Genomic DNA, 15054 nt, shown 5'->3' on the forward strand with positions numbered 1-15054 from the left:
ATATTTCATTTTCGTGTAATTTATTTTCATCACGAAAGCAGAGATAAAAACAATGAATACCTGTGATCGCCCTGAAACGCCCCTGCTCCACCTTATTGCGTTATCCCTGCCGAGTACCCCCGAGTCGCCTTCAGGCTGACGGCTTCAGCCGTCGGTATTGCGCTCTCGCCTACCCATTCTGCAAGGAACCGCCGCTATGTCGCCGTCTCCCGGTATTTCGCTGTTGGTCTACGCCGCTGTCGCCATCATCGCCTTGATCGTGCTGATCGCGCGTTACCGCCTCAATCCGTTTATCGTCATTACGCTTGTTTCGGTCGGTCTGGCCCTGGTCGCGGGAATGCCGGCCAGTGGCGTGGTCGCCTCCTATGAAGCGGGGGTTGGCAAGACGCTGGGGCATATCGCGCTGGTCGTAGCGCTGGGCACCATGCTTGGAAAGATGATGGCCGAGTCTGGCGGCGCCGAGCAGGTGGCGCGCACTCTGATCGACCGCTTTGGCGAACGTAACGCGCACTGGGCCATGGTCTGCATTGCGTTTCTGGTGGGCTTGCCACTGTTCTTCGAAGTCGGCTTCGTTCTGCTGGTGCCGATTGCCTTTACCGTGGCCCGGCGTGTCGGGGTGTCGATTCTGATGGTCGGCCTGCCGATGGTCGCCGGTCTCTCGGTGGTGCATGCGCTGGTGCCGCCACACCCTGCTGCGATGCTCGCGGTGCAGGCGTATCAGGCGTCGGTGGGGCAAACGCTCTTCTACGCCATCCTGATCGGCATCCCCACGGCGATCATCGCCGGTCCGGTGTATGCCAAATTCATTGTGCCGCGCATCCACTTGCCAGCTGAAAACCCGCTGGCCAAGCAGTTTCTCGACCGCGAACCACGCCAGAAGCTGCCCAGCTTCGGCCTGACCATGGCCACGATTCTGCTGCCGGTGGTGCTGATGCTGCTGGGTGGCTGGGCCAACCTGATCAGCACACCGGGCAGTGCGTTCAATGGCTTTTTGCTGTTCATCGGCAACTCGGTGATCGCCCTGCTGCTGGCCACCCTGTTGAGTTTCTGGACGCTGGGCATCGCTCAGGGCTTCAACCGCGACTCGATCCTGAAATTCACCAATGAGTGCCTGGCACCGACCGCCAGCATCACGTTGCTGGTCGGTGCCGGTGGCGGTTTGAACCGTATTCTGGTCGACAGCGGTGTCACCAACCAGATCGTTGGTCTGGCGCAGGACTTTCATCTGTCACCCCTGCTGATGGGCTGGCTTTTCGCTGCACTGATGCGTGTAGCGACAGGCTCGGCGACGGTAGCAATGACCACCGCATCGGGCATTGTTGCGCCTGTCGCGCTGGGGCTGGGTTACCCGCACCCCGAATTGCTGGTGCTGGCGACGGGCGCAGGCTCGGTGATCTTTTCCCACGTCAACGACGGTGGTTTCTGGCTTATCAAGGAGTATTTCAACATGACCGTCGCGCAAACGTTCAAGACCTGGACGGTCTTGGAGACGCTGATTTCTGTCGTCGCTTTTGCCCTGACGCTGGGCCTGGCGCAGGTGCTTTGAGTGGACATTCTGTACCAGATACGTGCCCGTCAGGATTCCCTCAGCGCGGGAGAGGGACGAATCGCCAGGCTGTTGCTCAGCGATATCGCCTTCGCGGCCAGTGCCAGTCTGGATGAGCTGGCCAGCCGCGCCGAGGTCAGCAGTGCGACGCTGTCACGCTTCGCACGCAGCATCGGTTGTCGGGATCTGCGCGATTTGCGCCTGCAACTGGCCCAGGCCAGCGGCGTCGGCAGCCGCTTCCTTCATCCTGAACCGGCGCCGGAGCAGTCGGCGTTTTTCACCCGGATCGTCGACGACATCGAAGCGACCCTGCGCCAGCACCTGGCGGGCTTCGATGCAACACGCTTTGCCGCCGCCATCGCCTGTGTCGCCGACGCACGCATGATTCACACATTCGGCATGGGCGGTTGCTCCAGCCTGTGCAGCGAGGAACTGCAAACCCGGCTGGTGCGCCTGGGTTACCCGGTGGCCGCCTGCCGCGACCCGGTGATGATGCGCATGGTCGCCGCTACGCTTGGCCCGCAACACAGCCTGATTGTCTGCTCGCTCAGCGGGCGTACACCGGAACTGCTCGACGCCGTGACCCTGGCCCGCAGCTACGGTGCCCGCGTGCTGGCCATCACGCTGCCTGACTCACCGTTGGCACAACTGGCCGAGGTTGTGCTGCCGCTGCAAATTGCTGAAACCAATTTCATCTATAAACCTACCGCAGCGCGTTACGGCATGCTGCTGACCATCGATGTGCTGGCCACTGAACTGGCGCTGGCGAGCCCTGAAGACAATCAGGAGCGGCTGCGCCGGATCAAGCTTGCGCTGGATGAATACCGTGGCGGTGAAGATGGCCTGCCGCTGGGAGACTGAACCATGCTTTATGACCTGATCATTCGCAACGCACTGGTCATCGACGGCAGTGACACGCCGGGGGTACGCGCCGATGTGGCGATCAGCGAAGGGCGCATCCAGCGCATCGGCAGTCTGACCGGTTCCAGTGCCCGGGAAGAAATCGATGCGGCCGGTCGCGTGCTGGCCCCCGGATTTATCGATGTGCACACCCACGACGATACGGTGGTCATCCGCAAACCCGAGATGCTGCCGAAAATCAGCCAGGGCGTGACGACCGTCATCGTCGGCAACTGCGGGATCAGCGCGGCGCCGGTCTCGCTGAGCGGCAATCCGCCCGACCCGATGAACCTGCTGGGCGACGCCGCGGCGTTCGTCTATCCACGTTTCACCGACTACCGCGCGGCGGTTGAAAACGCCCGGCCCGCCGTTAACGTGGCGGCCCTGATCGGCCATACCGCCTTGCGCAGCAACCACATGGATGACTTGTTGCGCAGCGCCAGCCCGGAAGAAATCGCCGCGATGCGCGAGCAGTTGCGCGACAGCCTGGAAGCGGGCGCGCTGGGGTTGTCGACCGGCCTTGCCTACGCTTCGGCGTTCTCGGCCGAAACCAGCGAGGTCAAACAACTGGCTGAGGAACTCAGCGCGTTCGGCGCGACTTACACCACCCATCTGCGCAGCGAATTCGAGCCGGTGCTTGAGGCCATGGCAGAAGCATTCGATATAGGTCGCCATGCGCGCTCACCGGTCATCATCTCGCACATGAAGTGCGCCGGTGCCGGCAACTGGGGACGCAGCCCGCAACTGCTGGCGGCCCTGGAAGAGGCCGCGCAGGACCATCCGGTAGGCTGCGACTGCTATCCCTATGCGGCCAGTTCTTCAACGCTGGACCTTAAACAGGTGACTGACGCATTTCGCATCACCATCACCTGGTCTACGCCACACCCGGATCAAGGCGGCAGAGATCTGCAGGACATTGCCGCCGACTGGGGGCTGTCATTGCTGGACGCCGCACGCAAGTTACAGCCTGCGGGTGCGGTGTACTACGGCATGGATGAGGGCGACGTCGAACGCATCATGTCTCACCCGCTGGCGATGATCGGCTCCGATGGCCTTCCGGAGGACCCGTTTCCTCATCCGCGCCTGTGGGGCGCGTTCCCGAGGGTGCTTGGGCATTTCAGCCGCGACAAGGGGCTGTTTGCGTTGCACACCGCCGTACACAAAATGACCGGGCTATCAGCCGCGCGCTTCGCCTTGCACGAACGCGGCCTTATTCGCGAGGGTTACTGGGCGGATCTGGTGTTGTTCAACCCGCAAACCGTGCGCGACGTGGCGGATTTCAAAGACCCTCAGCGAGCGGCGCAGGGCATCGACGGTGTCTGGGTCAACGGTCGCCTGAGCTACGCAGAAGGCAAGGCGCAAGGCGAGCGCCAAGGTAGATTCCTGCCACGCAGCGGTTCGCTGCGGCAGGGCTTTGCGGATGCAAAAGCGCCGACGTAGTCGTCGGCGCTTAAATCAATCGATGCGTCTTGAGGCATCGACGCCTCGTTGGCTCGGCAATTACTGGTGATACTGCGCCGACAACTCGTGCACCGCATTGATGAACGCGCCGGCATTGGCCGGGTCGACTTCAGGGGTGATGCCGTGGCCGAGGTTGAAGACGTGCCCGGTGCCGCTGCCGTAGCTGGCAAGGATGCGTGCGACTTCCTGGCGGATGGCTTCCGGGCGGGCGTACAGCACGGTCGGGTCCATGTTGCCTTGCAGCGAAACCTTGCTGCCGACACGCTGACGCGCTTCGCCGATGTCACAGGTCCAGTCCAGCCCGAGGGTGTCCGCACCGATGTCGGCAATGCTTTCCAGCCACAGACCGCCACCTTTGGTGAACACGATCACTGGCACCTTGAGCCCGTCGTTTTCGCGAATCAGGCCGTTGACGATCTTGCGCATGTAGGCCAGCGAGAACTCCTGATACGCCGCCGAAGACAGGCTGCCGCCCCAGCTGTCGAAGATCTGCACGGCTTGCGCACCGGCCAGAATCTGGCCATTGAGGTAGGAGGCCACTGACTGCGCCAGCTTGTCGAGCAGCAGGTGCATCGCTTGCGGGTTGTCGTAGAGCATGGCCTTGGATTTGCGGAAGTCTTTTGACGAACCGCCCTCGACCATGTAGGTCGCCAGCGTCCACGGGCTGCCGGCGAAACCGATCAGCGGTACGCGACCGTTGAGTTCGCGGCGAATGGTGCTGACCGCATCCATCACGTAGCCCAGGTCCTGCTGCGCATCGGGGATCGGCAACGCTTCGATGTCAGCCAGCGTGCTGACGGTTTTCCTGAAGCGCGGGCCTTCGCCGGTTTCGAAGTACAGCCCCTGACCCATCGCATCGGGAATGGTCAGGATGTCGGAGAACAGAATCGCCGCGTCCAGCGGGTAGCGATCCAGCGGCTGCAAAGTGACTTCACAGGCGAACTGCGGGTTCTTGCACAGGCTCATGAAGTCCCCGGCACTGGCGCGGCTGGCGCGGTATTCCGGCAGGTAGCGACCTGCCTGACGCATCATCCATACCGGCGTGACGTCTACGGGTTGCTTGAGCAAAGCGCGAAGGAAACGGTCGTTCTTCAGGGCAGTCATGTCGGCATCCGCAATAAAAGTGCCGGCATTTTCTCAGAGCTCGACGCAAAAGGCACGGCGAGAGCCGTGCCTTTTGTCTATCGTGCCGATTTGCTGTCGTTATGCACGGGCATGCGCCTTCAGAACCGGCTGATTTCCGTCACATTTGCTTATGGTTGAGGATATCGAAAGGCTCGAGCAGGCCTTTTTCCACACGCTTGAGCACCAGACGCCAATCCCCTCTCCCGGTGCTATCGCCAATGGAGGGCAAGTCCAGGAAAAAAAACTTTGCGTTTTTATCCAGTTTATTTTTTGCAGTGGGTTTCCATCTATGCAGGTGAGCGGCGCCATCAAGAACGTACTTCTCAACAGCATTCTTGACTGAGGCTTCCAGGTCTTTGGCCTGTATCTCCTTATCCGCTCTTTTGAATTCGGCAGCGTTGAAAAAATCACTCATGTGTATTTTGTACCTGAGTTTTCCAGCACTCTTGCCCGGTGTATCCGTACCGTTCCCTGTTTCCGTGGGCAGCTTGGTTATCCGGTGTCTGCCGCCACCGCGCAAACCGGCCGACGCGTGCACCCAGACACCTTGATCGTCGAGCTGGATCGGCAGTTGGTAATACGCATCCGGTCGCCGCGAATCAATAACCCGCCATGCCGCACAATCTGAGTCGTATCTGACGGCATAGACTTTTTCCTGTTGCACGGCGTAAAAGCGGCTCGGTACACCTTCTTGAGCTTTCTCATGGATGCCCCGGTAAATCCCTTCACTGCGCGCTTTCAGCCCGACAGGCGTTTTGGATACCGCTGTTTTCGGATCGAGCACAGAGCGGCCAACCGTTGCCGTAGAAGATGTTCTGACCCGCCGCCCTTTTGACAGCGTCAGCCCATCGGCCAGCAACAATGCCGCCTGAACCAAATACAACGGGGCACTCCCCTGTTCGCTGGACTTCTTTCCAACGCCCTGCCAGATAGCGTAAAAACTGCGAAGGGCAGCGATCGGCAGTTGCACTTTAAAAGGTGTGAAGGTGAGGAGGATGTCGCCAACGGTTTTGGTGATTTCCCAGGCACTTTCCCAATAGGTTTCCCAGTTGGTATTGGTCTGTTCATCGACAGCAGAAATGACCCGCGCGACTTCAGACTCATAGACCACCTCAATAAAACTCCCGGTACACGGCTGCAGTTCCATGAACAGCGTGTCACGTCCAGCGGTCAGTACCTGCCTGACATCGGCCTGTGAGGCCAAAGGTGCCCTGCTCACCAGGTAGTTCAGCAATTCGGGCTCAAGCAATATCCGCTGCCGGAACTCCTGCGTATCGCTCATTTCCCGGAAGCACATGCCGTCAGGAGCCTGCGGGGTAAAAACCACCACGTTGGCGACGCTGGGGCGCGACTCGGTGCCGATCACCAATACACCGCTCAATGACACACCATTGATGGATAACTGGCTGACCTGAATACGATGCCCCTCCACCGTCGCGCGATCATCACTGTCAACTGGGTGATCGAGCACAGCGGCAACCCATTTGTAGCCTCTGTTCGCCAGCTCGGGAGGAAGCCCGCCATCGCCCAGAAAGTCTCCCGCCATTTTCGCTTCGATCGCGTCGAGGCGCATTTGTGCGCGCATGACGCGTGCATAACGCTCACGGTGCCATTGTCCTGCCGCCGACGTGGACAGGACTATGCTGAGATACCTTGAGTAATCCTCACCAATGTTCAGCTCACGAATCAGGCCGAACAGATAACCGGCGTTGAGGAAACTGAGCAGTTGCCCCTGATCGTCAAACGCGCGACCGGTGAGTAGAAAGTTGATATTGGTGAGTGCAATGTTCTCCAGCGACAGATCTGTAAGGCTGCGCTCTTGCGTTTCGTAATGCGGCTCCAGCTCGGAAGGGCCGACATATTCATAATCGATATCAATGCCGATGCCCGGATCAATCTCGACGCTGGTGGTATGAACGCTGATGCGGTCAGGATCCACTGTAATGCCGTGGTCGAGCAAAATTCGCTCTTGCAGTTTTCCCCGCGCGTAGTTACGCAACCGGTCAGGCTGTCCGTAAACGGAAGGGTCCGGCAGGTCAGGTGCCTGGGCTTCGAGCAACGCCTGGCTGTAGTCCTGCACCGCCACTTTCCAGCTTTGTTTTTCGACATCGGTCGCGTTCGCGAACCAGTCAGGCAGACAATCGTTTTCGATTTCAGTGGGTTGCTCAGGGTCGAACCAGCCGCGATTTTTCTGAATGGCACGCCGGGTCAGAACGTCGCGAATGCCTTTCACATCCTGCTCGAACTGCATGCCCAGCGCAAAACGCTCTTCGGCTTTCAATTGCGAACTGATCGCAAGATAGAAGCTGTCGGTACCCGGCTTGAATGAGACAAACCCGCCGCTTTCGGTGTCCCGAGCACTGTAGTTGCCGTAGCCGTCATGCAGCAGAACGATACGGGTATCGTCAGGGTCTTCCGGAAAATACTCGCTCTCGCCGGGTTCGAAGATCACCAGCTCTCGCCCCGATTCGGCAGTCAGCAACTCTCTGATGATCTCGCGGGCCAGCTCATCCGTGTAGGTATTGAAGCTCCGCGTTCGCGACAGGCCGTCGATAGCCAGACTGCTGTTCCACTCATCCAGAGAAATGCTCATCGCCTCGTCGAAAGACTCCGGCAGAACAACATTATCCAGAAAGTCAGCTTCTTCCTGCTCTGTCAGCGGCATCTGCTCTAACAGTCCTTCAAGACGACCGGCCGGAACATCCGGGTATAAAGCGCATAGCTCGCTCAGGACCGCAGAAAGCAGAGTCTGCTGACGAACCCACAGTGGCAGGAAAGGATTGCGTGTGCGGGTATCCAGTTGCCCCTTCGAGGCGCCCTCGTCGGCCGCCACCAGTGCATCGAATAACAGCGGCCTTTGGTCATTTGCCAGACCCGCTATTTGCTCGCGCAGGGTAACGATTCGTCCGTCATCACTGTGACTGCCGGGAAAGTTGCCACCCATGCCGACACTGGAACCTGCCGGCAACTGACTGAACACCCAGTGCAGCAACGGCTCATCATTGGAGACCGGAACATCATCCGGAACGATATAGGCATCGGCGTTTTGCATCAGGACGATGCTGCCTTGAACGGCGCTTTCATCGCTGCCTTTCAAAAAGACCGCGAGCACTTCGTCGTTTTCGTTGTGAATCCTGATAGACAGGCTGGCAGGCCAGTCAGGCAACTGAACCAGCAAGGCGAATAACGCATCTTCACCGCCTTCAGGGAAAAAGTTCTTCTCTGTAAAGCGCCCGACGAATTGGTCGATTATCCGGTCCGCGCGTTCTCGAGCCCGGTGTTCGCGTACGGCAACCGTACTGGGCGTGAACCTGTCCGGCCCGAGAAGTTTCTGTTCTTTGGATAGAGCAAGTTTGCCCATGGGGGCGGCTTTCAACATGGCTATTTCCTTATAGCGACATGGATGGCGGGAGTGCCTGCACGGCAATTGGCATCCCGATGAAAGCGCAACAGCGTAACGCCTTCCGGAAGCAGAAACCGAGGGCAGAAACAAGGCGTTAACAATCGAGTATCGCGCCCCTTACGAACAGGTCGTGATCGGAGAATCGGGGTTGTTTCAGAAGATCTCAAACCCGCCACGTCGAGCGCACACGCGCCTGACGCATTCAAAAGCGCAGAAAACAGGCAAAAACGACTATTCATCACTGCCTTCACCGGTGGAAACGCTCTTCCTGAGCGAGTTACACCGAGTCCAGAGAGTAAGTGCCGGGCGGGATGTCAGAGACATTGGCACAGTGCATGCGAAGGGTAGACGCTTGTTGTCGGGGTGCGCGTCAGCAACGGCACACCCCGGCAACACCAGACTCAGACGCCCAGGTAATCCAGAATCCCTTCAGCCGCATTACGGCCTTCGAAGATAGCGGTCACCACCAGGTCGGAGCCGCGCACCATGTCGCCACCGGCGAATATCTTCGGGTTGCTGGTCTGGTGCTTGTACTGCGCCTGTTCCGGGGCCACGACACGGCCCTGGCTATCGGTGCTGATGGTGAACTGCTCGAACCATGGTGCCGGGCTTGGGCGGAAGCCGAAGGCGATGACCACGGCTTCTGCCGGGATGATCTCTTCGGAGCCCGGAATCGGCTCGGGACTGCGACGACCACGGGCATCCGGTTCGCCCAGGCGCGTCTCGACCACTTTCACGCCTTCAACCTTGCCCTCGCCGATGATGGCGATAGGCTGACGGTTGTAGAGGAACTTCACGCCTTCTTCCTTGGCGTTTTTCACTTCCTTGCGCGAGCCAGGCATGTTTTCTTCGTCGCGGCGGTAGGCGCAGGTCACTGACTTGGCGCCCTGGCGGATCGAGGTGCGGTTGCAGTCCATCGCCGTGTCACCACCGCCCAGAACCACGACCCGCTTGCCCTTCATGTCGACGAAGTCTTCCGGCGTCTTTTCGAAGCCCAGGTTGCGGTTGACGTTGGCAATCAGGAAGTCGAGCGCATCGTGCACACCCGGCAGATCCTCACCGGGGAAGCCGCCTTTCATGTAGGTGTAGGTGCCCATACCCATGAACACCGCATCGTATTCTTCGAGCAGTTGATCGATGGTGACATCCTTGCCGACTTCGGTATTTAGCCGGAATTCGATGCCCATGCCGGTGAACACTTCACGGCGATGGCTCAGCACGGATTTCTCCAGCTTGAATTCCGGGATGCCGAAGGTCAGCAGACCGCCGATTTCCGGGTTCTTGTCGAACACCACCGGGGTCACGCCGCCACGCACCAGCACGTCGGCACAGCCCAGTCCCGCAGGCCCTGCGCCGATGATCGCGACGCGCTTGCCGGTGGGCACGACTTTGGACATGTCCGGACGCCAGCCCATTGCGAAAGCAGTGTCGGTGATGTACTTCTCGACCGAACCGATGGTCACCGCACCGAAACCGTCGTTCAGTGTGCAGGCACCTTCACACAGGCGATCCTGCGGGCACACGCGGCCGCAGACTTCCGGCAGGGTGTTGGTCTGGTGCGACAATTCCGCAGCCGCGAGGATATTGCCCTCGGCGACCAGCTTGAGCCAATTGGGAATGAAGTTGTGCACCGGGCACTTCCATTCGCAGTACGGGTTGCCGCAGCCCAGGCAGCGGTGCGCCTGATCGGCAGACTGCTGGGGCTTGAAAGGCTCGTAGATTTCCACGAACTCTTTCTTGCGTTGACGCAGCAGTTTCTTTTTCGGGTCTTTACGTCCGACGTCGATGAACTGGAAGTCGTTACTGAGACGTTCAGCCATTCTCTGGAGCCTCTTTGCAGCAGCTTCAGGTTACAAGCCTGAAGCTGCGGGAATCATGATCGCAGGCAATTGGCGCACTGCTGTTAACGTGCGGCGTGAAGCTTGCCGCTCGCAGCTGCTGTTATTGCGGGTTGGCCCGAGTGCTGGAGAGCAGCGATTTCAGGTTGGCAGCCTTGGGCTTGACCAGCCAGAAACGACGCAGGTAATCGTCCAGGTTTTCCGCGATATTACGGCCCCATTCGCTGTCGGTTTCCGCGACGTACTCATTCAGGACGCTTTGCAGGTGAGTGCGGTAAGCCTCCATCGATTCGCCGCTGATACGCTGGATCTCGACCAGTTCATGGTTGACGAGGTCAACGAAGGTGTTGTCCAGGTCGAGCACGTAGGCGAAACCACCGGTCATGCCGGAACCGAAGTTGTAGCCGGTCTTGCCCAGTACGCAGACGAAACCGCCCGTCATGTATTCGCAGCAATGATCGCCAGTGCCTTCAACGACAGTGTGGGCACCGGAGTTACGCACAGCGAAACGCTCGCCAGCCGTGCCCGCTGCAAACAGCTTGCCGCCAGTTGCGCCGTACAGGCAGGTGTTACCGATAATCGCGCTTTCATTGGTCTTGAACGGGCTGCCCTTGGGCGGCACGATCACCAGCTTGCCAGCGGTCATGCCCTTGCCGACGTAGTCGTTGGCATCGCCTTCCAGATACATGTTCAGGCCACCGGCGTTCCACACCCCGAAGCTCTGGCCGGCAGTGCCCTTGAAGCGGAAGGTGACAGGTGCCTTGTTCATGCCCTGGTTGCCATGCAGTCTGGCGATTTCGCCGGAGATGCGCGCGCCGATCGAACGGTCGCAGTTGCAGATCTCCAGTTCGTAGTCGCCGCCGCTGAGCGACTCGATGGCCGGCCTGGCCATCTCCACCATCTTCTCGGCCAGCAGGCCCTTGTCGAACGGCGGGTTGCGATCCACCAGGCTGAACTGAGGCTTGTCGGCCGGAATATGGTCGCTGCCCAGCAAGGGTGTCAGGTCCAGATGCTGCTGCTTCTCGGTTTCGCCCGGCAGGATGTTCAGCAGGTCGGTACGGCCGATCAGCTCTTCCAGCGAGCGAACACCCAGCCTGGCCAGCCATTCGCGGGTTTCTTCTGCCACGTAGGTGAAGAAGTTGATCACCATGTCGACGGTGCCGATGTAGTGGTCCTTGCGCAGCTTTTCGTTCTGGGTCGCTACGCCGGTGGCGCAGTTGTTCAGGTGGCAGATACGCAGGTATTTGCAGCCCAGCGCGATCATCGGCGCGGTGCCGAAGCCGAAGCTTTCGGCCCCGAGGATGGCAGCCTTGATCACGTCCAGGCCGGTTTTCAGACCACCGTCCGTTTGTACCCGAACCTTGCCGCGCAGGTCGTTGCCGCGCAGGGTCTGGTGAGTTTCGGCCAGCCCGAGCTCCCACGGTGCGCCGGCGTATTTGATCGAGGTCAGTGGCGATGCACCGGTGCCACCGTCGTAACCGGAAATGGTGATCAGGTCGGCGTAGGCCTTGGCGACACCGGCGGCAATGGTGCCGACGCCCGCTTCTGCCACCAGCTTGACCGACACCAGCGCCGCCGGGTTGACCTGTTTCAGGTCAAAAATCAGCTGCGACAAGTCTTCGATGGAATAGATGTCGTGGTGCGGTGGCGGCGAAATCAGCGTCACACCCGGCACCGCATAACGCAGCTTGGCGATCAGCCCATTGACCTTGCCGCCCGGCAATTGCCCGCCCTCGCCCGGCTTGGCGCCCTGCGCAACCTTGATCTGCAGCACATCGGCATTGACCAGGTACTCGGGCGTCACGCCAAAGCGGCCCGTCGCGATCTGCTTGATCTTGGAGCTGCGAACCGTGCCGTAACGAGCCGGGTCTTCGCCACCCTCACCGGAGTTGGAGCGCGCGCCCAGACGGTTCATCGCCTCGGCCAGCGCTTCGTGGGCCTCGGGCGACAAGGCACCCAGCGAAATACCGGCCGAGTCGAAGCGCTTGAGGATTTCGCTCAGCGGCTCGATTTCGTCGATGTTCAAGGGCTGATCGAGTGTCTTGACCTGCAGCAGGTCGCGAATCATCGACACCGGACGCTGGTCCACCAGCGAGGTGTATTCCTTGAACTTGCTGTAGTCGCCTTGCTGCACGGCAGCCTGCAGAGTGCTGACCACGTCCGGGTTGTAGGCGTGGTATTCGCCACCAAACACGAACTTGAGCAGGCCGCCTTGCTGGATCGGCTTGCGCGGGCTCCAGGCTTCGGCAGCCAGCGCCTTCTGTTCGGCTTCGATGTCGACGAAGCGCGCGCCCTTCAGGCGGCTCGGCACACCGCGGAAGCTGACATCGCAGACTTCCTCGGACAGGCCGATGGCTTCAAACAACTGCGCGCCACGGTAGGACGCAACGGTCGAGATGCCCATCTTCGAGAGGATCTTGAGCAGGCCCTTGGTGATGCCTTTGCGATAGTTCTTGAAGACTTCGTACAGATCGCCCAGCACTTCGCCGGTACGGATCAGGTCGCCCAGCACTTCGTAAGCCAGGAACGGATAGACCGCCGAGGCGCCGAAGCCGATCAGCACGGCGAAATGGTGCGGGTCACGCGCCGTCGCGGTTTCGACCAGAATGTTACTGTCGCAGCGCAGGCCCTGTTCGGTCAGACGGTGGTGAACCGCGCCGACCGCCAGTGAAGCGTGCACCGGCAGTTTGCCCGGTGCGATGTGTCGGTCGCTCAACACGATCAGCGTATGACCGGAACGCACGGCCTCTTCGGCCTGGTCGGCAACGCTGCGCACAGCGGCTTCAAGACCCAGGCTTTCATCGTAGTTCAGGTCAATGATATGGCGCTCGAAGCCCGGACGCTCCAGGTTCATCAGCGAACGCCACTTGGCTGGCGAAATGACCGGCGAGCTGAGGATCACGCGCGAGGCGTGCTCCGGCGATTCCTGGAAGATGTTGCGCTCGGCACCGAGGCAGATTTCCAGCGACATGACGATGGCTTCGCGCAGCGGGTCGATCGGCGGGTTGGTCACCTGCGCGAACTGCTGGCGGAAGTAGTCGTAAGGCGAACGCACACGACGCGACAACACAGCCATTGGCGTGTCATCACCCATCGAGCCTACGGCTTCCTGACCCTGCTCACCCAGCGGGCGCAGCACCTGATCACGCTCTTCGAACGTGACCTGATACATCTTCATGTACTGCTTGAGCTGCTCGCTGTCGTAAAAAGCCGAACCGTGGTCGTTGTCTTCCATGGTGGCTTGAATGCGCAGGGCATTCTTGCGCAGCCATTGCTTGTACGGATGACGCGACTTGAGGCGGTTGTCGATGGCATCGGTGTCGAGGATCTGACCGGTTTCGGTGTCCACGGCAAAGATCTGCCCAGGGCCGACGCGGCCCTTGGCGATGACGTCTTCAGGCTTGTAGTCCCATACGCCGATTTCCGACGCCAGGGTGATGTAGCCGTTCTTGGTGGTGACCCAGCGCGCCGGGCGCAGGCCGTTGCGGTCGAGCAGGCAGACCGCATGACGACCTTCGGTCATGACCACGCCCGCAGGGCCGTCCCACGGCTCCATGTGCATGGAGTTGTACTCATAGAACGCCCGCAGGTCCGGGTCCATGGTCTCGACGTTCTGCCACGCAGGCGGAATGATCATGCGCACGCCACGGAACAGGTCGATGCCGCCGGTGACCATCAGCTCGAGCATGTTGTCCATGCTCGACGAGTCAGAGCCCACGCGGTTGACCAGCGGACCCAGCTCGTCCAGGTCCATCAGATCGTTGGTGAACTTGGTGCGTCGCGCCTGTGCCCAGTTGCGGTTGCCGGTAATGGTGTTGATCTCGCCGTTGTGGGCGAGGAAGCGGAACGGCTGCGCCAGCGGCCATTTCGGCAGGGTATTGGTGGAAAAACGCTGGTGGAACACGCAGATAGCGGTCTGCAGACGCTCGTCGCTCAGGTCCGGGAAGAAGGCCGTGAGGTCGGCCGGCATCATCAGGCCTTTATAAATGATGGTCTTGTGCGAAAAGCTGCAGATGTAGTGATCGGTATCTGCGGCGTTGGACACCGACGAGCGGCGACGCGCACTGAACAGCTTAATGGCGAATTCCTGATCGCTCAGGCCTTCACCGCCAATGAATACCTGCTCGATTTTCGGCAGGCGCTCCAGCGCCAGACGACCCAGAACGCTGGTATCGATCGGCACCTGACGCCAGCCCACCAGATCCAGGCCCTCGGCGAGGATTTCACGGTTCATGTTTTCGCGTGCGGCGTCGGCCTTGGCGTCGTCCTGATTGAGGAACACCATGCCCACAGCGTATTGGCGGGGCAGATCGACGGCGAAGTGTTCCTTGGCGATCGCACGCAGGAAGCCGTCGGGCTTCTGAATCAACAGACCGCAACCGTCGCCGGTCTTGCCGTCGGCGTTGATACCGCCACGGTGGGTCATGCAGGTCAGGGCCTGAACGGCCGTCTGCAACAGGTGATGACTGGGCTCGCCCTGCATATGAGCGATCAGGCCGAAGCCGCAGTTATCCTTGAATTCATCTGGTTGGTACAGACCTGCTTTCATAGACACTTTCTCACCAGGCTGCCTCTATTCGAGGCAAATTTCCTTTTAATTCAACCAATTACCTGTCACGCCGAACGTGCGCCAGCTTCGGACAGGCAAAACGGAGGTCATTGTACACAGCGACACAAGGGCTAACAAATTTAACGACGACTGGTTGATAATCAATGTCGCAATTATGAAAGTTTTAAAACGGGTCGCTGTGCTAGTCAAAGTATTTCTTCGTGAATCTGAC

At 59.9% G+C, this 15054-nt stretch carries 7 protein-coding genes; 3 read left to right on the forward strand and 4 right to left on the reverse strand.

Annotated elements, in window-relative coordinates; translation table 11 throughout:
- The first annotated feature begins 196 nt into the window (after window positions 1-196).
- From PCPL58_RS26360 to PCPL58_RS26370, 3 genes are read left to right on the forward strand one after another with little or no spacing between them, the layout of a single operon-like run.
- Complete coding sequence (locus PCPL58_RS26360; RefSeq protein WP_058416545.1) at window positions 197-1546, forward strand: GntP family permease; 1350 nt, start codon at window positions 197-199, stop codon at window positions 1544-1546.
- On the forward strand, window positions 1547-2407 hold the full coding sequence (locus tag PCPL58_RS26365; RefSeq protein ID WP_003432135.1) for a MurR/RpiR family transcriptional regulator: 861 nt from the start codon (window positions 1547-1549) through the stop codon (window positions 2405-2407). It abuts the gene before it with no gap.
- Window positions 2408-2410: 3 nt separating this feature from the next.
- A complete protein-coding gene (locus tag PCPL58_RS26370; RefSeq protein ID WP_065350820.1) occupies window positions 2411-3886 on the forward strand; it encodes an N-acyl-D-amino-acid deacylase family protein in 1476 nt (491 codons plus the stop codon).
- Between the two features lie 60 nt (window positions 3887-3946).
- Here PCPL58_RS26370 and hemE read toward each other — a convergent pair whose 3' ends face one another.
- The 4 genes from hemE to gltB form a co-directional block, all read right to left on the reverse strand.
- A complete protein-coding gene (gene hemE, locus PCPL58_RS26375) occupies window positions 3947-5011 on the reverse strand; it encodes a uroporphyrinogen decarboxylase (RefSeq protein ID WP_065350821.1) in 1065 nt (354 codons plus the stop codon).
- A gap of 139 nt (window positions 5012-5150) precedes the next feature.
- The gene (locus tag PCPL58_RS26380; RefSeq protein ID WP_065350822.1) at window positions 5151-8411 is read right to left on the reverse strand and encodes a dermonecrotic toxin domain-containing protein; all 3261 of its coding nucleotides are present in this window, start codon (window positions 8409-8411) and stop codon (window positions 5151-5153) included.
- Between the two features lie 425 nt (window positions 8412-8836).
- Window positions 8837-10255, reverse strand: a complete 1419-nt coding sequence (locus PCPL58_RS26385; RefSeq protein ID WP_065350823.1) for an FAD-dependent oxidoreductase — start codon at window positions 10253-10255, stop codon at window positions 8837-8839.
- A gap of 121 nt (window positions 10256-10376) precedes the next feature.
- Entirely contained in the window at window positions 10377-14822 is a 4446-nt protein-coding gene (gltB, locus tag PCPL58_RS26390; RefSeq protein WP_054081260.1) for a glutamate synthase large subunit, read from the reverse strand.
- Between the last annotated feature and the right edge of the window lie 232 nt (window positions 14823-15054).

This window comes from Pseudomonas cerasi, assembly GCF_900074915.1.
GTDB classification, from domain to species: domain Bacteria; phylum Pseudomonadota; class Gammaproteobacteria; order Pseudomonadales; family Pseudomonadaceae; genus Aquipseudomonas; species Aquipseudomonas cerasi.

Bases quoted from the DNA above. Each gene is read 5' to 3' on its own strand.
- gltB (WP_054081260.1), bottom strand. From the start codon at position 14,822: ATGAAAGCAGGTCTGTACCAACCAGATGAATTCAAGGATAACTGCGGC.
- PCPL58_RS26360 (WP_058416545.1), top strand. From the start codon at position 197: ATGTCGCCGTCTCCCGGTATTTCGCTGTTGGTCTACGCCGCTGTCGCC.
- PCPL58_RS26380 (WP_065350822.1), bottom strand. From the start codon at position 8,411: ATGTTGAAAGCCGCCCCCATGGGCAAACTTGCTCTATCCAAAGAACAG.
- hemE (WP_065350821.1), bottom strand. From the start codon at position 5,011: ATGACTGCCCTGAAGAACGACCGTTTCCTTCGCGCTTTGCTCAAGCAA.
- PCPL58_RS26370 (WP_065350820.1), top strand. From the start codon at position 2,411: ATGCTTTATGACCTGATCATTCGCAACGCACTGGTCATCGACGGCAGT.
- PCPL58_RS26385 (WP_065350823.1), bottom strand. From the start codon at position 10,255: ATGGCTGAACGTCTCAGTAACGACTTCCAGTTCATCGACGTCGGACGT.